Here is a 23,726-nt window from a genome sequence, read left to right as displayed (position 1 = left end):
GTGCTTCCGGGGTGCTTCCGGCCGCCCATCGCATGCTGCGGAGCGAGGACTTCACGACCGCGGTGAGGTCGGGTGCGCGCAGCGGCAGCCGCAGACTCGTCATCCACTACCGCGCCGGCGGGGCCGGGGCCACGGCCCCGGCGCTCGTCGGCGTCGTCGTGCCCAAGAACCAGGTGGCCCGGGCGGCCCGCCGCAACCGGATCAAGCGCCGCGTGCGCGCCCTCATGGCGCAGCGCGTGACGGGTCTGGAGCCGGGTGCGCGCCTGGTCGTGCGCGGCCTGGCCGGGGCGGACGGGGCGACGAGCCGCGAGCTGGGCGCGGACATCGACCGGCTGCTGGCCCGCAGCCGCGAGCCGGGGCGGAGGGCGCGACGATGAGGGCGCGCCGGCTGTTCATAGCGCCGATCCGCTTCTACCAGGAGCGGATCTCCCCGGCCCTGCCCCGCTGCTGCCGCTACTACCCGAGCTGCTCGGCCTACGCCGTCGAGGCCCTGGCCGTCCACGGCGCCCTCAAGGGCCTCCTGCTCGCCGGCTGGAGGCTGCTGCGGTGCAACCCGCTCACTCCCGGCGGCGTCGACCACGTCCCCGAGCCGGGGGCGTGGCGCTACCGCCATCCCCACGACATCCCCCGACCCGAGTCCACCGGTACGTCGCCGTCCCGTTAGACCGACGCGCGGACCGACGGCGCGCCCAGGCCGGAGCCTCCGGCGGACGGCGCCCGCGGGAACGCCGATTCCCACAGCAAGGAGCGCAATGGACACGATTCTCTGGCCCCTCAAGGTGGCCGTCGCCTGGGTCATGGTCCGCATCCACGACGTCCTCGTCCTCATCGGCATGGGCAAGGGCCCCGGCACCGCCTGGGTGCTGTCGATCGTGGGGCTGACGATCCTGATGCGCCTGCTCATCATGCCGCTGTTCGTGCGCCAGATCCGGGCCAGCCGCGGCATGCAGCTCATGCAGCCCGAGCTCAAGGCGATCCAGGACAAGTACAAGGGCAAGAAGGACCAGGCCTCCCGGCAGAGGATGCAGGAGGAGATGATGGCCCTGTACCGCAAGCACGGGACCAACCCCTTCTCCTCCTGCTTCCCCATCCTGCTGCAGATGCCGGTCTTCTTCGCCCTGTTCCGGGTGCTGGCCAACCTCCAGAGCGTGGCCGAGAGCCACGCCTCGATCGGTCCGCTCACGTGGGAGCTGGCCGAGGATGTCCAGAAATCCACGGTCTTCGGGGCGAGCCTGTCCTCGTCCTTCATGAACGCCCCCGACAGCGCGACCAAGATCGTCACGGTCGTCATGATCGTCATGATGAGCGTCACGCAGTGGTACACCATGGCGCAGCTGAGCACCAAGAACATGCCGGAGTCCGCCAAGACCTCCGACAACCCGATGATGCGCTCGCAGAAGATCATGATGACGGTCATGCCCATCTTCTTCGCCTTCACCGGGATCCAGTTCCAGATCGGCGTGCTCGTCTACTGGGTGACGACGAACCTGTGGACCATGGGCCAGCAGTTCTTCACCATTCGCAATATGCCCGCCCCCGGGTCGGAGGCGGAGAAGAAGTACCGCGCCCGGGTCAACGCCAAGCGGGCCCGCCGGGGCCAGCCGAGCCTCGAGGAGGAGGAGGCCGCCCAGCGCGCCGCCGAGGCCGCCGAGCGGGGCCAGACCGGCGGGCAGCGCGTTCAGCCCGTGCGCAAGAGCCGGCAGAGGCGGGCCCCGTCCGCCGCGTCCGCGCTCGCGGGCGCGGACGCGGACGCGGGGCAGGACGTCGTGGACGGCGGCGCGGACGCGGAGGAGTCGGCGTCGTCGCGCAGGGAGAACTCCGCCGGCCTGACGCCCGAGGAGATCTCCCGCCGTCGTTATGAGAGGCGGGCCCGTCAGCGCCAGCAGCGCAGGAATAAGAACCAGGGCGGCAAGAAGCGCCGGCGCTGACGGCGCGCCGCCACACATCGCGGATCCCACGGAGGGGAGTGCCATATGAGCGAGAGCAACGCCTCGTCGGCCATGATCAAGCGTCTGGAGGAGGAGGGGGAGGTCGGCGCCGACTACCTCGAAGACCTCCTGGACATCGTCGACCTGGGAGGCGATATCGATATCGATATCGATCACGGCCGCGCCTCCATCGCCGTAGTCGCCGCCGAGGCCGGGGACGAGCGCGACCTCGCCGATCTCGTCGGCCGCGACGGGGAGGTCCTCGAGGCCGTCCAGGAGCTGACCCGCCTGGCCGTCCAGACGCGCACGGGCAACCGCTCGCGCCTCATGCTCGACATCAACGGCTACCGCGCGGCCCGTCGCGCCGAGCTGGCGAAGGTCGCGCAGGAGGCCGTCCGGAAGGTCCAGCTCACCGGCGAACCGGTGTCGCTGTCGTCCATGAACCCCTTCGAGCGCAAGGTCTGCCACGACGTCGTGGCCGCGGCCGGGCTCGTGTCGGAGTCCGAGGGCGCCGAGCCGCACCGGCACGTCGTCGTCATGCCCGCCGAGGACGGGGCCGACGACGCCGAGGCCAATGAGGTCGAGGACGGGGCCGCCGGCTCCCGGGCCGGTGGCGACGCCGGCGGGGCCGCCGGAGCCGACGACGCCGACGGCCGGAGCGGGTCGGCCGGGGCCGATGCGGGCGGATCCGGCGGCGCCGAGCGGGACGGGGCCTGAGGACCGTGGCGGGCGCCGGGGACGGGACCGCGGGAGCCGGCCGGTCCGCCGGCGACGGGCAATCGGCTGATGGCGGGCGACCGGCTGGCGCCGACCGGGACGCCGGCGGGGCCGGCGCCGGACGATCCGCGACTCCCGGCGTCGAGGCGCCCGACGCGCGGATGCGCGAGCTCTTCGGCGCCGCCCTGCCCGGGGCCGAGCGCTTCGCGCGGATGCTGGCCGAGCAGGGCGAGCTGCGCGGGCTGGTCGGCCCGCGCGAGCTCCCCCGGCTCTGGACGCGCCACCTGGCCAACTCGGCCGCCGTCGTCGATTTCCTGCCCCGCCGCGGCGCCGTGGCCGACGTCGGGTCGGGGGCGGGCTTCCCCGGCGTCGTCATCGCCCTGCTGCGCCCCGATCTGGAGGTGACGCTCATCGAACCGATGGAGCGGCGGATCGACTGGCTGACCGACGTCGTCGCGGAGCTCGACCTGGCCAACGCGGTCGTGCGCCGGGCGCGGGCGCAGGAGGTCCGCGACCGCTTCGACGCGGTCACGGCGCGCGCCGTGGCCGGGCTGCCCAAGCTCGTGCGCATCACCGCGCCCCTGCTGCGTCCGGGCGGGCGCCTCCTCGCCCTCAAGGGGGCCCGGGCCCGGGACGAGGTCGATGAGGCGCGGCGCGTCATCAAGGGGGCGGGGCTCGAACCCGCTATCATCCACGACGTCGTCACCCCCGGCGGGGAGTCGACCAGGGTGGTCGAGATCCGCCGGCGCCGGAGCGGCTGAGCGGACGGGCACGATCGCGGCCGATCGGCGGCGGTGCATTCCCGACGGCGTCGTCGGACTCACGTAGACTGGGGCGGCCAGGCGGTGTGCGCCGTCGGGAAGCCGAACGAGGAGACCAGGGTTGTCAGGTTCATCCATCTTCGACCAGCTCCGGGCCGAGCACGCCGTCCTCGAGGACGTCTCAGCCGTCGGCTTTCCGCGCCCCGAGCAGACTCGGGTGATCGCCGTCGCGAACCAGAAGGGCGGCGTCGGCAAGACGTCGACGGCCGTCAATGTCGCCGCGGCGCTCGCCGAGGGCGGCCTCCATGTCCTCGTCATCGATGCGGACTCGCAGGGCAACGCCTCCACGGCTCTGGGCGTGGAGCACGGGGAGGAGCACACCTCGATCTACGACGTGCTGGTCGAGGGCGCGCGCATCCAGGACGTCGTCTCGCAGACGCGCTTCTCCCAGAACCTGTGGTGCCTGCCCGCGTCGATCGATGTCGCCGCCGTGGAGATCGAGCTCATCGACTCCACCGGACGCGAGTCCAAGCTCCGCCAGGCGCTTCGCGACTACCTGCTCAGCAGGAGCGGGGGCGGCCTGCCCAGGCTGGACTACGTCCTCATCGACTGCCCGCCGAGTCTGGGGATTATGACGATCAACGCCTTCGTCGCCGCCGGGGAGGTGCTCATCCCCCTGCAGGCCGAGTACTACGCCCTGGAGGGTCTCGCCCTGCTCACGCGGTCGGTGCAGAGGGTCGCCGAGATCCACAACCCGGCCCTGTGCGTCTCGATGATCGCATTGACCATGTTCGACAAGCGGACGACGCTGGCTCGGGACGTCGAGTCAGAGGTGCGCACATACTTCCCCGCCGCAACCCTCAAGACGAAGATACCAAGATCCGTGCGCGTCGCGGAGGCGCCGTCCTTCGGGGCGCCGGTCGTCTTCTGGAACCCGAGGTCTTCCGGCGCGGTGGCGTACAAGGTCCTGGCTCAGGAAATCGCATTGCGGGGCACGGGCATGGAGTTGCCCGAGATCAACGTGCCCGACGACGTTGAGGAGACGTAATGGCCCAGAAGAAGCGAGGTTTGGGGCGAGGCCTGCAGGCGCTCATCCCCGAGGCGCAGACGGAGATCCCGTCGCGGCGTCCGACGGACGTCTTCTTCCCCGAGTCGCGCTCGCCGGCTCGCTCGAAGACGACGGCGGACGAGGCCTCGGACGCGGCCTCGCGGCACGCCGCGGAGATCGCCTCGACTCTGCTCGCCCCCTCGAAGCGGACCCGCGGCAGGCGGTCGTCGCCCCCGGCCACCGCGACGAAGCCCTCGGCCACCGCGACGAAGCCCTCGGCCGCCGCGGCCAAGCCCAAGTCCGGCAGGGCCAGGTCCGGATCCGAGTCCACCGGGAGGTCCGAGGGGACGAGGACGGGGCGGCGGCGCAGTCGTGTTTCACGTGAAACACTGATGGCGGAGGCGCCCGAGCTCGCACTCATCGGCCTGGGCGACCGCCCCGAGGACCAGACGACGCCGTCGGCGGACCGGTCGAAGTCGAGGGGGGCGCTCGAGGACGGGACGGCCGGGACGGCCGGAGCGAGGGGCGGTGGGAAGAAGAAGGGGTCCTCCGACGATGCGGGACTGGTCCCCGTGCCGGGGGCGACCTTCGCCGAGCTCCCGGTGGAGATCATCGTTCCCAATCCCCGCCAGCCGCGACAGGTCTTCGACGAGGACGACATCACCGAGCTCGCCGCCTCCATCAAGGAGGTGGGCCTGCTCCAGCCGATCGTGGTGCGCCGGGTCGACGATGAGGAGGGCCGGGCCGAGAGCTATGAGCTCGTCATGGGCGAGCGGCGGCTCCGGGCCGCGAAGGAGGCCGGGCTCAAGACGATTCCGGCGGTGGTGCGCTACACGGAGGACCAGGACCTCCTGCGCGACGCCCTGCTGGAGAACCTCCACCGCGTTCAGCTCAATCCGCTGGAGGAGGCGGCCGCCTACCAGCAGCTGCTGGACGACTTCAGCTGCACCCACGCCGAGCTGTCGAAGCGGATCGCGCGGTCGCGGTCGCAGATCTCCAACACGCTGCGCCTCATGAAGCTTCCGCCCCTCGTCCAGCGGCGCCTGGCGGCGGGCGTGCTCTCCGCCGGTCACGCGCGGGCGCTCCTCGGTCTGCCGGACGCCGCGGCCATGGAGCGGCTCGCGCAGCGGATCGTGGCCGAGGGGCTGTCCGTCCGGGTGACCGAGGAGCTCGTCGCGCTGCACGACGAGCCGCAGGCGCAGGACGCGCCGCGGCGGACGGCGGGATCGCGCACCCGTCGCAGCGCTCCGCTGCCGGCGCTCTCGACGCGACTGTCGGATGCCTTCGATACCAGGGTCAAGGTCACCCGGGGATCGAAGAAGGGGAGGATCACGATCGAGTTCGCGGGCGATGAGGACCTGGCGCGGATCGTTGAGACCCTGATTCCGGGGACGACGCTCACGGAGAACTGAGACTGACATGGGGGGCTCGGGATGGTTTCACGTGAAACATCCCGAGCCCTTGGGGTTCTCGGCAGAATCTCGAATTGCCGATCCGGATCCATCCATCGGCCCCTCCTCAGGTGAGGGCGAAGCCCCTCTTCTTGAGGATCCTGCCGATCGTGGAATGATCCAGGTTCGGAATCCCGTCCGTTGACGCGATCCGCCGCTCCAGCAGCCGCAACGACCAGCGCCCGTACCCCTCCGGGGGCTGGGAGCAGGCCAGGGCGATCACCCTGGCCTCCACTCCGTCGGTCACCTTGGACTCCACCGGCGGCTTGAGTCGGGCCTTGCGGTCGATCGCCGCCCGAGCCCCGCCGCGCTGCGCATAGTCCTTGGCGACCCGCACCACCGTGGTCACGCTCACCCCCGACCGTTCGGCCGCCTCGCGCTGCGTCAGCAGCCCCTCGTCCCGGCCCTCATCCAGATCCAGCAGGATCCGGGCCCGGCGGATCCGTCTGGCCGCGCCCCGTCCCGAGCTCACCACTTCCTCCAGGAGGCTCCGCTCGTCGTCGCTCAGCACGACCCGCCACGATCTCGCCGTCATGAACCCAGTCCCCCTCGACCCGTGCGATGTGCGACGCCCCCGGTGCACCCCGACGGACAGTCACGACAGTCTACTGGCTCGCCGACGGAGGCGACAACGACGGGGCCGATGACGGGCGTCGCGCCCGAGGCCGGGCCGTCTCCGAGCGGGGACGACAACGACGGGGCCGGCGAGGATGTTTCACGTGAAACGCGCTTCGACCCCCGCCCCGTTCCACGGCGCGGATCAGGAGGGGGTCACCAGGGGGTGCCGGACGAGGGCGTCGTACAGTTCCGGAAGACCGCCCTCGGCCTCGGCGGCGAGGGGGAGGAGGGAGGTCTCGGTCATCCCCGGAACGACATTGACGTCGATGAACCACGGCGTGCTCGCGTCGTCGAGAATGAGATCGGTGCGCGAGAGATTGCCCAGACCCAGGGTGCGGTGCACCGTCATGGCGGTCTCCTGGACGAGTGCGAGCTCGGCGGCGGCGAGGCGGGCGGGGACGAAGTACTCCGAGCGCCCCGGGTTGTACCGGGCGTCGAAGTCGTACTCGCCGTCGGTGACGACCTCCACCGGCGGCAGCGGGCGCGGGCCGTCCCCGGTGTCCACCACGGAGACCGCGATCTCGCGGCCCGGGACGTAGGACTCGATGAGGGCGCGCTCGTCGTAGGCGAAGCAGGCGACCATGGCGCTGCGCAGCTCGTCGGCGTCCTCGGCCAGTGAGACGCCCAGCCCGGAGCCGCCCTGATTCGGCTTGACGACGACGGGGAGGCCGAGGTGGGCGGCGACGACGCCGAGGACCTCCTGCGCCCCGAGCTGGGAGAAGTAGGTCTTGGGCAGGGTCACCGAATCGGGCGTGAGCACGCCCCCGGTGCGCACCATGGCCTTGGCGGTGGGCTTGAAGGAGGCGCGCTGGCAGCCGTCGGAGTGCGTGCCCACGTACGGCAGGTCCAGGGCGATGAGGACGTTCTGCAGCCCGCCGTCCTCCCCGGGGCCGCCGTGCACGAGCGGCCAGACGACGTCGGGGCCGAAGGCGCGCAGGGAGGAGATCATCCGGGCGTCGACGTCGAGGACCAGCACGCTGTGGCCCAGATGCTTGAGGACCTGGGCCACGCGGTTGCCCGAGTGCAGGGAGACGTCCCGCTCGTGGCTGAGGCCGCCGGCGAGGACGGCCACGCGCAGGGGCTCCGTCGAAGGGGTGAAGGTTCCGCTCATGCTGACTCCTCAGATCTGGTCGGGCGCCGGGGCGGTGATGCCCCGAGTCGGGCGGGAGCGGGTCGGTCCGAAGAGCTCGAGGAGCTCCATGTCCCGGCCCACGACCCGGGACAGGCGCCGAACGCCCTCGCGGATCTCGACCGGCTCGGGGTAGCAGAAGGACAGGCGCATGTGGTCGTGCCCCGCCCGCCCGCCCGCGTAGAAGGCCGTGCCGGAGACGTAGGCGACGAGGTTCGTCACGGCGCGCGGCAGCATGTCCTTGGCGTCCAGGCCCTCGGGGAGGCGGACCCAGACGTAGAAGCCGCCGTCGGGCACGTTCCACGAGCACATGGGCATGAACTCGTCGAGCGCCGCGATCATGGCGTCCCGGCGCTCCCGGTACATCCCCCGGAACTCCCCGATCTGGGCCCTCCAGTCGAAGGAGTCGAGGTACATGGCGATGGAGTACTGACCCACGGAGGACGGGCACAGGATCGCGGCCTCGGACGCCAGCTTCATCTTCTCCCGCACGGCGGGCGGGGCGACCGCCCAGCCGACCCGGTAGCCCGGCGCGAAGATCTTGGAGAAGGAGCTGAGGTAGACGACGTCGTCGGGGGCGATGGTCTTGAGAGCGGTGCGGGTCTGCCCCTCGAAGCCGAGGAGCCCGTAGGGGTTGTCCTCGATGATGAGAATGCGGTGCCGGCGGCAGATCTCCACGACCCGGGGGCGGCGCTCCGCGGAGAGGCTGACGCCGGCCGGGTTGTGGAAATTGGGCAGGCAGTAGAAGAACTTGACGCGGCGGCCCTCCCGCTCCAGGCGGGCGATGCGCTCCTCGAGCGCCTCGGGGACGACGCCGTCGGCGTCGATCTCGACCTGCTGGACGTCCGCCTGGTAGGTGGCGAAGATGGACAGCGATCCGACGTAGGTGGGGGCCTCGGCGAGGACGACGTCGCCCGGGTCGATGAAGAGCTCGGTGAGGATGTCGACGGCCTGCTGGGAGCCGGTGGTGACGACGACGTCGTCGGGATCGGCGTCGATGCCCTCCAGCATCATGACCTGCGGAATCCACTCGCGCAGGGCGGGCAGGCCCTGGCCGTTGCCGTACTGGAGCGCGCGGCCGCCGTCCTTGCGGATCATGCGGGCGGTCGCCTCGGCGAGCTCGTCCAGCGGGAGGTCCTTGAGATTGGGCATGCCGCCGGCCAGGGAGACGACTTCGGGGCGCGAGGCGACGGCGAACAGCGAGCGCGTCTCCGAGGCGCGCAGGCCGTGGGCCCGGGCGGCGTAATTGTCCAGCCACGGATCGAGCCGATTGCCTTTCACCTGGGGCGCGTCGCTCACGTCCAGCTCCTCTCCGGCGGGTCCGTCCCGGTCGCGCTCCAAGTCTGCCACGCCCGGCGCGAAGGCCGAAGAAGGGGTCGGTGCGCGGCATCGGCCGTGGCCGGTTCACGGGCCGGCGGAGCGATGTTTCACGTGAAACGCCGACCGGGGCCGCAGTGCGCCGGCGCGCGGCTCAGTGCGGGCCCGCGCTCCTCAGCGGCGCACGGCGTCCGCCGCGATGAGCGCGCGCAGGCGCTCGACGTCGTTCGGGATCTCGACGACGCGCTGCTCGGCGCGGAGCATCCTCGCCAGGGAGGCGTCGAGGGGCGGCGCCGATCCGATGGCCTCGGTCACGGTCTCGCCGAACTTCGCGGCCTTGGCCACCTCCGGGATGAGGAGGGGCAGTCCGTCCTCCCGCCGGGCCAGGGCGACCGCGAGGCCGTCGGCCGTGTGGGGGTCGATGAGCCTGCCGGTGGCGGCGTGGACCAGGCGGATGGCGGCGAGCCGGTCCGCGTGCGTCGAGGTGCCGGAGACGAATCCGAACTCCTCGGCCATGCGGTCGCGCTGCGCCGACAGGTCGAGCCTTCCGGTGCGCTCCAACTCGGACCACGCCTCCACGAAGGCCTCCGGGCCCAGGAGGGTGTAGATGAACCGCTCCAGGTTGGAGGCCTTCGAGATGTCCATGGACGGGCTCGACGTCACCAGGGTCGCCTCGCGCGGGCGCGGCGCGTACACGCCGGTGCGGAAGAACTCGTCCAGGACATTGTTCTCGTTCGTCGCCAGGATGAGGCGCCGGATGGGAACCCCCATGCTCCGCGCCAGGTGCCCGGCGTAGATATTGCCGAAATTCCCGCTGGGAACGGCGACGTCCACGCGCGTCTGCGACCGCTCCCGCTCCGGGGCGTCGTCGGAGACGCGCAGCCAGGCCCACACGTAGTAGACGATCTGCGCGGCGATGCGCCCGAAGTTGATGGAGTTGACCGCGCCGATCGAGTGCTCCGCCTTGAAGGCGGCGTCGGCGTTGACCGCCTTGACCAGGTTCTGGCAGTCGTCGAAGACGCCGTCGACGGCGATGTTGTGAATATTGGCGTCCGCGAGGGAGTACATCTGCGCCCGCTGCACATCGCTCATCCGCCCCAGCGGGGAGAGCATGAAGACGCTGACGCCCTCCCGCCCCCGGAAGGCGTGCTCGGCCGCCGAGCCGGTGTCGCCGCTCGTCGCCCCCAGGATATTGAGGACGCGCCCGCGCCGGGCCAGGACGCGGGGGATCGCCTGCCCGAGGAACTGCATGGCCAGGTCCTTGAAGGCCAGGGTCGGGCCCTCGGACAGGCCCACCAGCACGAGGCCCTCGGCGACCGCGTCGAGCCGGTGCAGCGGCACCGCCTCGGCGGGGAAGCGCGGCGGGCCGTAGGCGGCCGCCGTCATCTCGCGCAGGTCGGCCGCCGGGATGTCGGTGGCGTACAGGCCGATGATGCGGGCGGCGAGCTCGGCGTAGGGCAGTGGGCGCAGCGACTCGAGGTCCTCGGCGGTCAGCCGGGGCGTCTCGGCGGGGATGGTGAGGCCGCCGTCGGGCGCCAGGCCCTGGAGGAGGACGTCGGTGAAGCCGATGGGGCTCATGCCCCCGCGCGTCGAGATGAACTGCATGCGTCAACCCTACCGGTGCTGCGCTGATCCCGCGCCACCGGTCCGCCGGGCGCGCGGGGCGGCGATCCGGGATCGCACCACCGATCCGACCCGTCCGCCCCGGTGCGCGGGGCGCGGGGTCGGTGATGGTGACGGGGCGGCCGGTGGTGCGGTCGTCCGCCCCATTGCGCGGGGCCGCACGACGGGTTCCACGTGAAACATCCGCACTCCGCCCCCTGAGTCCACCGAGTTATCCACAGGATGTGCATCATCCACCGGTCTCGCGTGTCGCATCCGCCGGTTTCGCGAAGCGGGAGGGGCGGAGAGGGGTCAGGCGAGGGCCTTGTCCAGCTGCGCCCTGAAGGAGGCCTTCGGGCGCGAGCCGGCGAACCGGTGGATCACCTCGCCGTCGCGCACGACCGCGAAGGTCGGGATCGAGGACACGCCCAGCGAGTGGGCGACCTCGGGGTTCTCCTCGATGTCGACCTTGACGAACTTGGCCCGACCGCTCATCTCGGCGGCGACCTCGTCGACGACGGGGCTCATCTGGCGGCACGGTCCGCACCACTCGGCCCACAGGTCGACCACCACGGGAAGGTCGGAGTGCAGGACCTCGGACTGCCAGGTGGCGTCGGTGATGGCGAGGACATGAGACATGGCTGTTCTCCTTATCGGGGCTGGTCCCGGACGGGTTGTCGCCCCCCCGGGTTGACGGGTGATTCTTCGTGCGGTTCTCGTTCGATCACCGGGCGGCCGTCGGACGGGCCGCCGGGGGCGGTCAGGCGAGGTTCTCCAGGTAGTGCCGGGCGTCAAGGGCGGCCCGGCAGCCGGATCCCGCCGCGGTGACGGCCTGCTGGTAGTGCGGGTCGGCGACGTCGCCGCAGGCGAACACGCCCGGGATCGCCGTGCGCTGACTGGGCGGGCGGACCACGATGTAGCCGGCCTTGTCGAGCTCCAGGGCTCCGGCGACGAGCTCGGAGCGCGGGATCTGGCCGATGGCCACGAACAGGCCGGTCACGGCCAGCTCGCGGCGCCCGCCGGTGGCGGTGTCCTCCAGGGTCACCGACTCCAGGGCCCGGCCCCCGCCCAGGCCCACGACCCTGGAGTTCCAGGCGAAGTCGATCTTCGGGTTCGCCTTGGCCCGCTCGGCCATGACGGCGCTGGCCCGCAGCTGGTCGCGGCGGTGGACGACGGTGACCGAGCGGGCGAAACGGGTCAGGTACAGGGCCTCCTCCATGGCGGAGTCCCCCCCGCCGACGACGGCGATGTCCTGGTCCTTGAAGAAGAAGCCGTCGCAGGTGGCGCAGTAGGACACCCCATGGCCGGAGAGCCGCTCCTCGCCGTCGAGCCCGAGCCGGCGGTGCTCCGAGCCGGTGGAGATGATGACCGTGCGGGTCTCGTAGACGGCGTCGTCGGTGGTGACCCTCTTGATCTCGCCGTCCAGGTCGAGGGAGGTGACGTCCTCGTAGCGGATGTCGGCGCCCAGGCGCTCGGCCTGCTCCTGCATCCGCGTCATGAGGTCGGGCCCCATGACGCCCTCGACGAAGCCCGGGTAGTTCTCGACCTCGGTGGTGTTCATGAGGGCCCCGCCCGCGGTCACCGACCCGGCCAGGACGATCGGGGACAGCTGGGCGCGCGCGGCGTAGATGGCGGCCGTGTAGCCGGCCGGGCCGGAGCCGACGATGATGACGTCGTGGATCATGACTCTCCTCCAGGTGGACGGCGCGGGGCGGCGGAACCGCTGATGCGATGGCGATTCGCCGTTGGTCGCAACTCGTGATGGAACGGGATTGTTCCCGTGGGATCGCCTATCGGAGGGTGATCTCCGAGATAGTGACCTTGTTGAGCCCGTCGGAGGCCTTGGGCATCTCGGTCACCCACACGACGATCGAACTGGTCTCGGTCGGGGTGAACTCGAAGGTGGTGGTGCCCTGGGCGAAGGATCCCTCCGCCAGGATCGTGCCGCCCTGCGGGTCCTCGGGACTGGTGGCGCGGATCTGGACGTGCCCGCCGTTTCCGGTGCCCTGGAGCTCGATGGCGGAGACCCGCGCGGGGGAGGCCAGGGTCACGGCCACCCCGATGCCCTTCTTGGAGTCCATCGTCGAGGAGGTGTAGAAGCGCGAGTACCACTCGGTGCTCGGGTTCCCGTCCACCAGGTTGCCGGCCAGCTCGGGGTGCTCGTTGTTGTCCCCGAAGGGATCGAGCGACTGGGCGCCGGAGATCGTGATGGGCGCGGCGGGCTGCGCGGGCTGGGCCGGCTGCTGCGGGGCGGGGTTGGCGCCGGCCGAGGCCGAGGGCACCGTGTCCGCCGCCGGGATGTCCTTGTCGGCGAAGGAGACCTTGGAGAGCTGAACCAGGTTCTTCACCGCGAAGAGCAGCCCGACGAGGAGGGCGATGATGGTCACCACGATGATGATCGTGGAGGTCCGGCTCAGCGACGGCGACTCGTCCTCGTCGTAGTCCTCCTCGTCGTCCGGCGACGGCGAGGAGGGCAGCGGCGGCGGGAAGGCCGGCGGCATGGCGTTGCTCGGCGCGGCGGGGAAGGACACCGTCGCCGTGTGCTCCAGGCCCTCGGCGCCGGCGGCCTCCCCGGCGATGGCCGCGGCCTCCTGGGCGGCGCGGGAGACGGGCCGCGCGCTCGACAGGCCGCGCAGGCGCGACAGGACGCCGCGCGCCCCCCCGGCCGTCTCGGCCTCGGGGCCGGCCTCCGAGGCGATCGCCGCGTCCTCGACGAGGACCGAGGCGTCCCAGGGCTCCAGGGCCCGGGCGACCTCGGAGGCGGAGATCGGCACGTTCGAGCTCCAGGTCCGGGCCACGAGGGCGTCCAGGTCGGCGTCGTCGGCGCCCATCGAGCGGTTGATCGAGGAGGGGGGCGCGGGGGCGCCGTCGACCATGGGGGCCGAGGCGATGCCCGAGCGCTTGCCCGGCCAGCGCCCGGTCAGCCCGTAGTAGAGCAGCTCGACCAGGGCCTTGGCGTCGGTGCGGTCGAAGGCCAGCGGGTCGGAGTCGTTGTCCTGCAGGCCCAGCACCGCCGCCTCGATCCCGACGCCGGAGAGCTGGACCCGCCCGTCCGGACGCAGGCGCACGGAGTCGGGCGACAGGTGCAGGTGGTGCAGGCCGCGCCGCGAGCAGGCGTCCAGGACCTGGGCGACCTCCCCGATGATCGCGCGGATCAGCGCCGGGTCGGAGTCGGCCCGGGCGAAGGTGCTGAAGGGGACGCCCTCGGTCGGCTCGGTGACGATGAAGGCCTCGGAGCTCGTCTCCACGTCGTGGACGCGCTGCATCCTCTCGTCCTCGACCAGGACCGCGCGGGTGGCGGCCTCGAGGACCTCGTCGCGGTGCGGGGTGGCCGCGGTGAGCGCCAGGATGGTGACGTCGCGATCGAGGATCGTGTCGTAGCCCAGGTGTCGGACGATGCGGGGCAGGGTGGCCGGGAGGGTGGACAACAACCGGTAACGGCCGGTGCCGATCGGGGTACCCTCGGTCATGCGTCTGCCTCCTCGCCGGCGTCGGGCATACGGGTGCGTCCCGATTGTAGCGACCGGCCCCGCGGGCGGCGCGGGGGCGGGCCCGGGACCGGGGGGCGGCGCCGGGATCGGGGGCTGGACCGCCGTCGGCGGCGCGCTCAGGACAACGGGGGGGAGCTCCTCGGTGCGGGCCATTGTCACCGGGACGGGCGGCGCGACGGGCGGCAGGGCGTGTCGCCCGGGGCGGCGGACCGGCTGGACGACGGGCCTTTCGATGGGCCGGTCCGCGGGGCGCTCGACCGGTCGGGCGGGCCGGGCCGCGGCCCCGGACGTCGCCGGCTGCGCGGCGGGCCGGACCCCGGGGCGGGTCCCCCGCCAGGTGGTCCGGCGGGCGGTCGCCTGCGCGGGCGCCGTCGAGTCCCCGAAGCGCACCAGGGTGGAGGCGTGGCGCGCGGCGGGCATGCGCGTCGTCGTCGGGATCGCGAAGGACTGTCCCACCCGGGTCACGACATCGCCCAGGCCGCCGGGCAGGAACGACCCGATCCGCACGACGAGTTTCGACAGCGGCGAGAAGAGCACCGCCAGCTCGCCGACCTCGAGCAGCCGGGCGGTCAGCAGGTACACCGACGTCATGAGCAGGGCGGCCACCAGCACCGTGATGAGGGCGTCGAAGGCCCGGGTCCCCGTCAGGGTGCCGTCGGACGGGCCCAGGATGCTGCGCACCGCCAGCCCCACCACGACGGCCGGCATCGCGGCCACGATCAGGCGGATGTAGGTGCTCACCACGCGGCGGCTGTCGAGCCGGGGCAGGTGCCTGCGGATGAGGGGGATGACCGCCGCGGAGCCGCCCACCTGGCTCAGCAGGCTGCCGGCCGCCGCCCCGACCATCCAGTAATTCGCCGGCAGCAGCAGGTAGGAGCCCAGACACAGGATGACGGGGACGACGCCGACGACGGCGTCGGCGATGAGGAGCCGCTTGGTGTCGGAGTAGGCCAGCATGACCCGCTGGGCGGTGAACCAGATCCCCTGGAAGATGATGCCGATGGCCAGCACCACGAGGATCGGCGAGGAGGCGTCGGCCTCGGCCCAGGACAGGGAGGGGGCGAAGAGCTGGAGCGCCGGGGCGGCGAGGGTGGCGATCCCCGCGGCGAAGAGCACCGTGAACACCGCGACCGTGCGCAGGCCCAGGGACAGGTCGTCGCGAACCCCGTCGCGGTCCCCCGCCGCCGCCTTGGAGCTCATGCGCGTGAACAGGGCGGTGATGATCGACGTCGTCACCAGCGACTGCGGCAGCATGTAGACCAGCTGGGTGTTGTCGTAGATCGTCTTCGACGGCACGATCACGTGCGCGTACTGCGCCGACTCGGCGGCCGTGACCGCGCGGGAGGCGAGCTGGGTGGTGGCGATGTCCCCCAGGCTCACGATCGCGGTGCCCAGCAGCGCCCACAGGGCCACCTTCGACATGGCCCCCAGGCCCAGGCCCCGCATCCCCCACACCAGGCGCGGGTGGAAGCCCGAGCGCACCAGCGGGATGTAGAGCACCATGGCCTGCACGGCGATGCCCAGCGTCGTCGTCGCCCCCACCATGGCGATGCGGCCGGCGTCCCAGATCCCCGGGTCCTGGCCGGCGGTGTAGCGCCCGTAGACCCGCAGGAAGACGATGAGGGAGCCGATGGAGATGATGTTGTTGATCACCGGCGACCACATGTAGGGGCCGAAGCTCGAGCGGGCGTTGAGGACCTGGCCCCACAGGGCGTACAGGCCGTAGAAGAAGATCTGCGGCATGCACCAGAAGGCGAAGGAGAAGGCCAGGGGCTGCCACCGGCCCAGGCCGGAGGCGTAGAGCATGATGACCGCCGGCGCCGCCACCGTCATGAGGGCCGCCACCACCGCGATCGCCGCCGAGGCCGTGGTCAGCAGCCGGTTGACCAGCTCCTCGCCGTTGCGCTTGCGCAGGGCGGTCACGATCTGGGGCACGAGGATCGCGTTGAGGACGCCGCCGATAATGAGGTTGTAGAGCTGGGTCGGCAGGTTGTTGGCGGTGGAGAAGGCGTCGGCGGCGCCCGAGGCGGTGGCGCCCAGGGCCGTGAGCAGGAGGGCGTTGCGCACCAGGCCCAGGATCCGGGAGGCGAAGGTGCCCGCGGCCATGACCGCGCTGGAGCGGGCGATCGAGGAGTCGCTCATGCGGCCGCCCTCCTGTCCTGCTTGTCCTGACGCCGGCCCCTGCGGACCGTACGGGTGATCCCGCCGGCGAGCAAGGCCACCAGCAGTCCGGCGGCGACGCGGGTGCCCACGGTCTCCCAGCTCGCCCGCACCCGTGTGCGCATTGTCATGGGCGTGCCGACGGCGGTGCCGTCGGCCGCCAGCAGCTCGATGGACAGGTCGACGTCGCCGCTGCCCACCGCCTTGATCGGCACCAGGACGGTGGTCTGCCCCTGGGCCGGCACCGTGACCGTGACGTCGTGATCGATCTGCAGGCGCGTCGAGGAGGGCACGAGGTGGACCCTGACCGTGGCCGCCTGATCCAGGCCGGAGACGATGCGCAGGGGCAGGTCGGCCGTGGCCGAGATGACATTGATGGTGGAGGAGGGCGCCGCCGTCAGGGACTGCACGACGACGTCCCCCGCCGCCCTGGCCCGGGCGATGTGGGCGGTCCGGCCCCGCGGGTCCGTGCGCCACAGCGTGGACAGGGAGGTGGCCACGACGTCCGTGGCCGGGCTCAGGAGGGCCTGCGGGTCGGCGAGCACGGAGCCGATCGACTTCAGGTGGTTGGCCGCCTGGGTGGCCGCGTTGAGGTCGGCGCCGCTGGGCTCGGCGTCGTCGAGGACCTGCTCCGGCAACTCGTCGCGCTGGACCTGCTCGCCCGCGGACTGCTGCTCGCGGGCGTCCGCGACGACGGCGCCCAGGTCCCGGCCCTGCGTCCACGAGGACGCCAGTATCGCCTCCAGGCGCGCCCCGAGCTCGGCGGGGTCCGCGGCGGCGGCGTCGGCCCGGTCGAGTGCGACGACGATATCGCGTCCGCGGTAGGGGGTCTGGCGGGTCAGGATCGCCAGCTGCCCGCGCAGGAGACCGCGCGCGTCCAGGGCGCACAGCGCCGTCGAGTCGGAGCCGGTGCTCAGGATCCCCGCGGCCGCCTCGGACACCGAGGCCTCGGGAACGAGGACCACCCGGTCGTCGACCGTGGTGATGCCCGCGGGGGCGTAGGTCAGGTCCTCCGCGACGGGCAGGTCGCCGGGCCGGGCGATCACCGTGGAGACGGTCTGCGGCAGGAGCGCCAGGGTCTCGGCGTCCAGGGGGCCGCTCGTCAGCGCCGTCGCCGTGCTCCCCGTCTTCCAGGCGGCGACGGTCTCATCGGCCCGGGTGAAGGCCCCGGCCGTGAGATCCCCCTCGCCCAGGTGCGCCAGGGCGGAGACGTCGGCGTCCGCCCACGGCAGGACGATGAGGTTGCCGCTGCGGCCCGCCGCCTCCAGGGCCCCGGCGAGCGTGCGGTCGGGGGCGGGGGAGGCGCCGGTCGCGGGCGGCGCCGTCGGGGTCGGTCCGGTCGCGGGCGCGGGCTCGGCGGTGGGTTCGGCGTCGGGCTCGGTCGCGGGCGGCTCGGTCGCGGGCGCGGGCGTCGGGGAGGCCCCGGCGCCGTCCGCGTCCTTCGGGGAGGTCAGATCGTCCCCCGCCCCGAGCGCCGTCATGAGCGCGGGATCCACGGCGAGGACGACGCCGGGGCGGGCCAGGGCGAGAAGCCCCTCCACCCGCGTGCGCAGCGCCTTCACGGCGGCCGGATCCGCCTTATCGCCCTGGGCCAGCAGGTTCATCTCGGCGGGCGAGGCGACCACGGGGACCACGACCGTCACCCGCGTGGGGCTCACCGCGACGCCCGCGTCCCACACGACGATCGTGCGATCCCGGGCGAGGCTCTGCCCGTCCTCGGTCACCGACACCTGCACGCCGCGCGGCCCCCACTCCGCGGAGCCGCTCAGGGGCAGGTCCTTGGCCGGCACGGTCACGGCGAAGGTCGTCGTGGCGCCCGGCTCGATCGAGCTCAGGCCGGCGGTGATCACCGTGCTCAACTGGGCGTCCCCCTCGTCGGCGAGCCACGACTCCAGGCCGCTGAGCGCGATCTCAGTGGAGCGCTGGACCTGGACGACGAGATCGACCGACTCCAGGGGCTCGTCGGTGCCGTTGACGATCGTGCCCGAGATCTGGAGGTCCTGGCCGGAGGCGAGGACCTCCGGCGCCAGGGAGTCGACGGACACGCTCACCCGGCCGTCGGCCGGCGGGGCGTCGGCCGCGGGCAGGGCGGCCGCCGTCGGGCCCAGGGGCGCGGGGAGGAGCGCCACGGGGGCGAGCACGAGGACGAGGCAGCCGATGATGGCCGCAATGCCCGACAGGGCGCGGGCGCGCACGGCGGAACGGTGCCGGCGCAACGCCGGGATCAGGACCTCGTTTCTCACCCGTCCCCCACTAGAATCTCGCGAGCGGCCGCCACAATCCGACGCTCATTAGGATAGGCCAGACGGCGGGAGACGTCTTCCAGATCCACCCAGGCGACGTCCTCGGCCTCATGATCCGGATCATTCTCCGTGGTCAGGTCCCCGCCCGTGGCCTCCAGGAGGAAATGGTGGACGACCTTGTGGACGCGGTGGTCGTCCCCGGCGAACCAGTAGTCGATCGTCGCCAGATGACGCAGAACCCGGCCCGTGATACCGGTCTCCTCGGCGATCTCCCGCACGGCCGCCTGCTCGGCGGTCTCCGCGCCCTCCAGGTGCCCCTTGGGCAGGCACCACTCCAGGCGGCCGCCCCGATTCCGGCGGGCGATGACCGCCGTGACGGCGCGGCCGTCCTGCACATCGATAATGAGACCGCCGGCACTCGTCTCATCGATCACCGGCAGACCGTACACACCCGCCCGCCGCGCCAGCGAACCGGCGCGGGGTCTGCGAGTGCGATGCGTGGGCATGGGGACACTCTAAGCGGTCGAGCCCCGAGGGCCCGTTGGGATTCATCCCGCGTGGCATTCGCCCCGCATGGCAGGCTTGGACCGATGACCCAGCGCCAAGCTCCCGCCCACTCCGCCCCTCCCGCCGCGACGCGGGCCGCGACGGCCCCGACCCGCGCCGCCCGCGCCGACGCCGTCGGCCCGCCCGCGCCGCCCGCGCCGACGCCGTCGGAGCCGCCCGCGCCCGAGGCCGGCGCCGACGCCCGCGGCCTGACCGCCACGGCCCGCGCCGCGCTCGCCGAGCTGCCGCCCTGCCTCGCCGCCCTCGGGCACCTGTTCACGCGGGCCGGCCACGAGATCGCCCTCGTCGGCGGACCGGTGCGCGACGCCTTCCTCGGCCTGACCCCCCACGACCTGGACTGCACCACCTCGGCCCGTCCCGACCAGACCGAGGCGATCCTGGAGTCCTGGGGGGACGCCTGCTGGGACATCGGCAAGGACTTCGGCACCATCGGCGCCCGCAAGGGGGACATCATCGTCGAGGTGACCACCTACCGCACCGAGGCCTACGAGGTCGGCTCCCGCAAGCCCGCCGTCTCCTACGGCGACACGCTCGAGGGCGACCTCACCCGCCGCGACTTCACCGTCAACGCCATGGCGCTGCGGCTGCCGGACCTGGAGCTCGTCGACCCCTGCGGCGGCCTGGCCGACCTGCGCGCCGGGGTCCTGCGCACCCCCGCCGGCGCCGTCCAGTCCTTCGACGACGACCCGCTGCGCATTATGCGCACCGCCCGCTTCGCCGCCCAGCTGTGCTTCGACGTCGAGATGGACGTCATGGACGCCATGACCGAGATGGCCCCGCGCCTGGAGATCGTCTCCGCCGAGCGCGTGCGCGCCGAGCTGGAGCGCCTGCTGCTCGCGCCCCGGCCCCGGCGGGGGCTGGAGCTCATGGTGCACACCGGCGTGGCCGACGTCGTCCTGCCCGAGCTGGCCGCCCTGGTCGAGACCGTCGACGAGCACCGGCGCCACAAGGACGTCTACGAGCACACCCTGACGGTCCTCGACCAGGCCATCGACCTGGAGACCGGCCCCGACGGGCCGGTGCCGGGCCCGGACCTCGTGCTGCGCCTGGCGGCCATCATGCACGACGTCGGCAAGCCCGCCACGCGGCGCTTCCTGCCCGACGGCACCGTCACCTTCCACGGGCACGACCACGTGGGGGCGCGCATGACGCGCAAGCGGCTGACGGCGCTGCGCTTCGACAAGCAGACCGTCAAGGACGTCACCCGGCTGGTGGAGCTGCACCTGCGCTTCCACGGCTACGCCGAGGCCGGCTGGTCGGACTCGGCGGTGCGCCGCTACGTGGCCGACGCCGGGCCGCTGCTCGAGCGCCTGCACCGGCTCACGCGCGCCGACGTCACCACCCGCAACCGGCGCCGGGCCCGCATGCTCGACGCCGCCTACGACGACCTCGAGGCGCGGATCGCGGCGCTCGCCGCCGCCGAGGAGCTCGCCGCCATCCGGCCCGATCTGGACGGCGAGCAGATCATGGCCGAGCTCGGGGTGGGACCCGGGCCGGTGGTGGGCGAGGCCTACCGCTTCCTGCTGGACCTGCGCATGGAGAAGGGGCCTGTGGGCGAGGAGCCGGCCCGCCAGGCCCTGCGCTCCTGGTGGGCGGCGCGCGGGGAGTGAGGGGCGGCGCGGGCGCGGGTGAGGCCGGGGCGCTCACGGGCCCAGCAGGGCCGCGGGCACGACGGCGATGTCGTCCTCGTCGCGGTAGGCGTGGCGGCCGGTGGTGACCACGACGGCGTCGGCGAGGCGCTCGCCCAGGCGCTCGCGCAGCCACAGCAGGTGGCGGGTGTCCCCCGGGCGCGGCGCGGCGAAGCGCCCGGAACGCCTCCGTGCTGAGACGGTGCTGAGAGCACTCGGGGCGCTGGGCGAGGTGCGCCCGGATCTCTTGGCAGACCTGACGTTCCGCGGTGCTGCGCTCACAATTGTCGGGATTAAACGCTCACTTTCGTCGGCTCCTGACGCTCACTTTCGTCGTCGACCATGGGAGGGTCTCACGCTCCTGCGCTGATGGAGGCCAGCAGGAGGGGCGCGTCTGAGGGCGCAGCCGGGTGCTTCGCAGGTCTAGGACCGCCACACGTATGCTCATGCCGTGAGCAAGCAGAGCATCGGCGCGATCCTGGACGACCTGCACTTCGAGGCGAGGACCGAGCGTGGCAAGGGCACGAGTTTCGAGCGCCTCGTGCGCCAGTTCCTCTTGACGGATCCGCGCTATGCCGAGCGCTTCGACGAGGTGTGGATGTGGTCCGACTGGCCCGGCCGGGGCACTCGACCGGACCGTGGCATCGACCTCGTCGCCCGTGAGCGGGAGACGGGCGAGCTGTGCGCCGTCCAGTGCAAGTTCTACGACCCCACGCACACGGTCGCGAAGGCGGACGTCGACACCTTCCTCGCCGAGTCCGGCACGGGTGAGTTCTCCTCGCGCCTGTTCGTCTCGACGACGGAGCACTGGAACCGTGCGGCGGAGCAGACCGTCGCCCGCCAGGCCATCATCCCGGTGTCACGCATCGGTCTGGAGGATCTGTTCAGCTCGACGATCGACTGGGACTCCTTCAGCCTGGAGACCCCCGAGGTCATGGTCCGCGTCGGTCGCAAGGCGCTGCGCGAGCACCAGAAGCGAGCGCTCGACGCTGTCACCAAGGGCTTGGTGACAGCCGACCGGGGCAAGCTCATTATGGCCTGCGGCACCGGCAAGACTCTCACCTCGCTGCGCATCGCCGAGGCGATGGCCGGCGCTGGCGGGGGGGGGGGTGCTGTTCCTCGTCCCCTCTATCGCCCTGCTCTCGCAGACGCTGCGTGAGTGGAGCGCGGAGGCCGAGGTCCCGCTGCGCTCCTTCGCGGTCTGCTCGGACGCCAAAGTCGGTAAGGAACACAGCAAGGACTCCCTGAGCGAGGACATCTCGGTGGTGGACCTGGCGATCCCGGCCACCACCGACGCCGACGCCCTCGCGCAGCGCCTGACCCGACCGGCGGCACCCGTCAATGGGGTCGCACCGATGACGGTCGTCTTCTCCACGTACCAGTCCATCGACGTCGTCGCCCGGGCCCAGAAGATGGGAGCCCCGACCTTCGACCTCATCATCTGCGACGAGGCCCATCGCACCACGGGCGCCACACTGGCCGGCACGGACGAGTCCGCCTTCGTCCGCGTCCACGACAACGCCTACCTCAAGGCCGTCAAGCGCCTGTACATGACGGCCACGCCCCGTATCTACAACGACTCGACCAAGGCCGAGGCCAGTCGCAAGGACGCGCTCCTCGCCTCGATGGATGACGCGGACCTCTACGGCGAGGAGCTGTTCCGCCTGGGCTTCGGCGAAGCGGTCTCCCGCAACCTGCTCACCGACTACAAGGTGCTGGTCCTCACCGTCTCCAAGGACCAGGTCGCCGCTCAACTCCAGTCCTCCCTCGCCGAGGACGGGCAGCTCAAGCTCGACGACGCCGCCCGCATCGTCGGCTGCTGGAACGCCCTGGCCAAGCGCAGCGTCGAGGCGGGGGACTTCGGGGCGGACGCCCAGCCGATGCGCACGGCAGTCGCCTTCGCCCGGGATATCAAGGCCTCCAAGCGTTTCGCGTCCTCCTTCAACGGGGTGGCCGAGGACTACCGGCGCACCCTGTCGGAGCCCGACGGCGGCGCTGGCCCCCGGCTCGCCTCGGTCGAGGTGCGTCATGTGGACGGGAAGATGAACATCCTGGAGCGCACGGAGCGGCTGTCCTGGCTCGCCGACGGCGCCGGACCAGCCGCGGTCTCGGGCACCGAGCGGACAGGTGCCGGGCGGAAGGCGTCGTCGTCAGAGCGTGCGGACGAGGTGACGGAGGACGGCGCGTCATCGTGCCGGATCCTGACGAACGCCCGCTGCCTGAGCGAGGGGGTGGACGTCCCGGCGCTGGACGCGGTCATGTTCCTGTCCCCGCGCAAGTCGCAGGTCGACATCGTCCAGTCCGTGGGGCGTGTCATGCGCCTGGCTCCGGGCAAGAAGTACGGCTACATCATCCTGCCAGTGGCGATCCCGACGGGCATGGCGCCGGAAGAGGTCCTGGCGGACAACGACGTCTTCCGGGTCGTGTGGGAAGTTCTTCAGGCGCTGCGCGCCCACGACGAGCGCTTCGATGCCATGGTCAATAAGATCGACCTCAACCGGTCCAAGCCGGACAAGGTTGCCATCATCGACCCCTTCGCGCCGGGCGGCGAACCCGGCGGGGAGCACGACGACGTGAGCGGCGGTCGAGCGGGGCGGGGCGTCCAGATGGGCTTTGACCTTGACTCCCTGGGGCGCTGGAAGGACGCGATCTACGCGCGGCTCGTGCAGAAGGTGGGTTCTCGCCGCTACTGGGAGCAGTGGGCCAAGGACGTCGACCAGATCGCGGAGTGTCACCGCACCCGTCTCGAGCTCCGGGTGACTGACCCTGCGGTCACAGGTGACTTCGAGCAGTTCCTGACGGCCCTGCGAGCGAACCTCAATGAGCCTTTCTCACCAGGAAAGCCCCCGGACTGGCGGGGATCGGCGCGGTGGTGCGGGAGGGATTGGGCGGGGGCGGGGGTGGTGCGCGCGGGGGCCGCCCGGGATAGTGTGTTCTAACCACACGAATCACTACCAGGGGGTCCCCGCGTGCTGTCCTATCCTGCCACTTTGGATGTTCCCGAGTCCATCGCCCACACCATCTGCCTGTGGTTGGCCGCCCACCGCAGGGCCCATGACATGAGGC

At 72.1% G+C, this 23,726-nt stretch carries 20 protein-coding genes; 10 read left to right on the top strand and 10 right to left on the bottom strand.

Annotated elements, in window-relative coordinates; translation table 11 throughout:
• Positions 1 to 11 precede the first annotated feature (11 nt).
• The 7 genes from rnpA (at position 12) to G446_RS0109785 (ending at position 5,866) form a co-directional block, all read left to right on the top strand.
• Complete coding sequence (rnpA, locus tag G446_RS0109815; RefSeq protein WP_084779150.1) at positions 12 to 377, top strand: ribonuclease P protein component; 366 nt, start codon at positions 12 to 14, stop codon at positions 375 to 377.
• Positions 374 to 664, top strand: coding sequence for a membrane protein insertion efficiency factor YidD (gene yidD / locus G446_RS0109810; protein WP_026410007.1), 291 nt, complete (start codon positions 374 to 376; stop codon positions 662 to 664). Before rnpA ends, yidD begins: the two co-directional genes overlap by 4 nt.
• A gap of 88 nt (positions 665 to 752) precedes the next feature.
• The gene (gene yidC / locus G446_RS0109805) at positions 753 to 1,928 is read left to right on the top strand and encodes a membrane protein insertase YidC (RefSeq protein WP_026410006.1); all 1,176 of its coding nucleotides are present in this window, start codon (positions 753 to 755) and stop codon (positions 1,926 to 1,928) included.
• A 45-nt stretch (positions 1,929 to 1,973) separates the two neighbouring features.
• Positions 1,974 to 2,645, top strand: a complete 672-nt coding sequence (locus G446_RS0109800) for a Jag family protein (RefSeq protein WP_026410005.1) — start codon at positions 1,974 to 1,976, stop codon at positions 2,643 to 2,645.
• Positions 2,646 to 2,806: 161 nt separating this feature from the next.
• Positions 2,807 to 3,406: a 16S rRNA (guanine(527)-N(7))-methyltransferase RsmG gene (gene rsmG, locus G446_RS17265; protein ID WP_051285898.1), complete on the top strand. Its 600-nt coding sequence runs from the start codon at positions 2,807 to 2,809 to the stop codon at positions 3,404 to 3,406.
• Between the two features lie 121 nt (positions 3,407 to 3,527).
• Positions 3,528 to 4,454: a ParA family protein gene (locus G446_RS0109790; protein WP_026410004.1), complete on the top strand. Its 927-nt coding sequence runs from the start codon at positions 3,528 to 3,530 to the stop codon at positions 4,452 to 4,454.
• Positions 4,454 to 5,866, top strand: coding sequence for a ParB/RepB/Spo0J family partition protein (locus tag G446_RS0109785; protein WP_026410003.1), 1,413 nt, complete (start codon positions 4,454 to 4,456; stop codon positions 5,864 to 5,866). The genes G446_RS0109790 and G446_RS0109785 overlap by 1 nt, the downstream gene beginning before the upstream one ends.
• 106 nt (positions 5,867 to 5,972) lie before the next feature.
• Here the strand turns inward: G446_RS0109785 and G446_RS0109780 are convergent, their stop codons facing one another.
• The 9 genes from G446_RS0109780 to G446_RS0109740 form a co-directional block, all read right to left on the bottom strand.
• Positions 5,973 to 6,440: a helix-turn-helix domain-containing protein gene (locus G446_RS0109780; protein WP_026410002.1), complete on the bottom strand. Its 468-nt coding sequence runs from the start codon at positions 6,438 to 6,440 to the stop codon at positions 5,973 to 5,975.
• Between the two features lie 225 nt (positions 6,441 to 6,665).
• Positions 6,666 to 7,634: a D-alanine--D-alanine ligase family protein gene (locus tag G446_RS0109775; protein ID WP_026410001.1), complete on the bottom strand. Its 969-nt coding sequence runs from the start codon at positions 7,632 to 7,634 to the stop codon at positions 6,666 to 6,668.
• Between the two features lie 9 nt (positions 7,635 to 7,643).
• Positions 7,644 to 8,951, bottom strand: a complete 1,308-nt coding sequence (locus G446_RS0109770) for an aminotransferase-like domain-containing protein (RefSeq protein WP_026410000.1) — start codon at positions 8,949 to 8,951, stop codon at positions 7,644 to 7,646.
• A 192-nt stretch (positions 8,952 to 9,143) separates the two neighbouring features.
• Positions 9,144 to 10,574 (bottom strand): threonine synthase, encoded by a 1,431-nt coding sequence (thrC, locus tag G446_RS0109765; protein WP_026409999.1) that lies wholly within the window; start codon positions 10,572 to 10,574, stop codon positions 9,144 to 9,146.
• 309 nt (positions 10,575 to 10,883) lie between these two features.
• Positions 10,884 to 11,210, bottom strand: coding sequence for a thioredoxin (gene trxA / locus G446_RS0109760; protein ID WP_026409998.1), 327 nt, complete (start codon positions 11,208 to 11,210; stop codon positions 10,884 to 10,886).
• A gap of 121 nt (positions 11,211 to 11,331) precedes the next feature.
• On the bottom strand, positions 11,332 to 12,255 hold the full coding sequence (trxB, locus tag G446_RS0109755) for a thioredoxin-disulfide reductase (RefSeq protein ID WP_026409997.1): 924 nt from the start codon (positions 12,253 to 12,255) through the stop codon (positions 11,332 to 11,334).
• Between the two features lie 106 nt (positions 12,256 to 12,361).
• A complete protein-coding gene (locus G446_RS0109750) occupies positions 12,362 to 16,204 on the bottom strand; it encodes a murein biosynthesis integral membrane protein MurJ (RefSeq protein WP_026409996.1) in 3,843 nt (1,280 codons plus the stop codon).
• Entirely contained in the window at positions 16,201 to 18,417 is a 2,217-nt protein-coding gene (locus G446_RS20010) for a DUF6049 family protein (protein ID WP_051285896.1), read from the bottom strand. Before G446_RS20010 ends, G446_RS0109750 begins: the two co-directional genes overlap by 4 nt.
• Before the next feature lie 44 nt (positions 18,418 to 18,461).
• Positions 18,462 to 18,971 (bottom strand): NUDIX hydrolase, encoded by a 510-nt coding sequence (locus tag G446_RS0109740; protein ID WP_026409994.1) that lies wholly within the window; start codon positions 18,969 to 18,971, stop codon positions 18,462 to 18,464.
• An 84-nt stretch (positions 18,972 to 19,055) separates the two neighbouring features.
• Between G446_RS0109740 and G446_RS17260 the strand changes: the two genes are divergently transcribed.
• Complete coding sequence (locus G446_RS17260; protein ID WP_084779149.1) at positions 19,056 to 20,642, top strand: CCA tRNA nucleotidyltransferase; 1,587 nt, start codon at positions 19,056 to 19,058, stop codon at positions 20,640 to 20,642.
• Positions 20,643 to 20,675: 33 nt separating this feature from the next.
• On the opposite strand, the gene G446_RS21040 is transcribed toward G446_RS17260, so the two are convergent.
• Positions 20,676 to 20,942, bottom strand: a complete 267-nt coding sequence (locus G446_RS21040) for a hypothetical protein (RefSeq protein WP_026409993.1) — start codon at positions 20,940 to 20,942, stop codon at positions 20,676 to 20,678.
• Between the two features lie 169 nt (positions 20,943 to 21,111).
• Between G446_RS21040 and G446_RS21350 the strand changes: the two genes are divergently transcribed.
• Positions 21,112 to 21,819 carry a restriction endonuclease gene (locus G446_RS21350; protein ID WP_026409992.1) on the top strand — a complete coding sequence of 236 codons (708 nt, stop codon included), beginning with the start codon at positions 21,112 to 21,114 and terminating at the stop codon, positions 21,817 to 21,819.
• Positions 21,770 to 23,599, top strand: coding sequence for a DEAD/DEAH box helicase family protein (locus G446_RS21345; RefSeq protein WP_026409991.1), 1,830 nt, complete (start codon positions 21,770 to 21,772; stop codon positions 23,597 to 23,599). The genes G446_RS21350 and G446_RS21345 overlap by 50 nt, the downstream gene beginning before the upstream one ends.
• The last annotated feature ends 127 nt before the right edge of the window (positions 23,600 to 23,726 follow it).

It is taken from the genome of Actinomyces dentalis DSM 19115 (assembly GCF_000429225.1).
In the GTDB taxonomy this organism is placed as follows: Bacteria; Actinomycetota; Actinomycetes; order Actinomycetales; family Actinomycetaceae; genus Actinomyces; species Actinomyces dentalis.
Note: the sequence above shows the minus strand (reverse complement) of the source record. Positions and strands in the feature narration are given on the sequence as shown.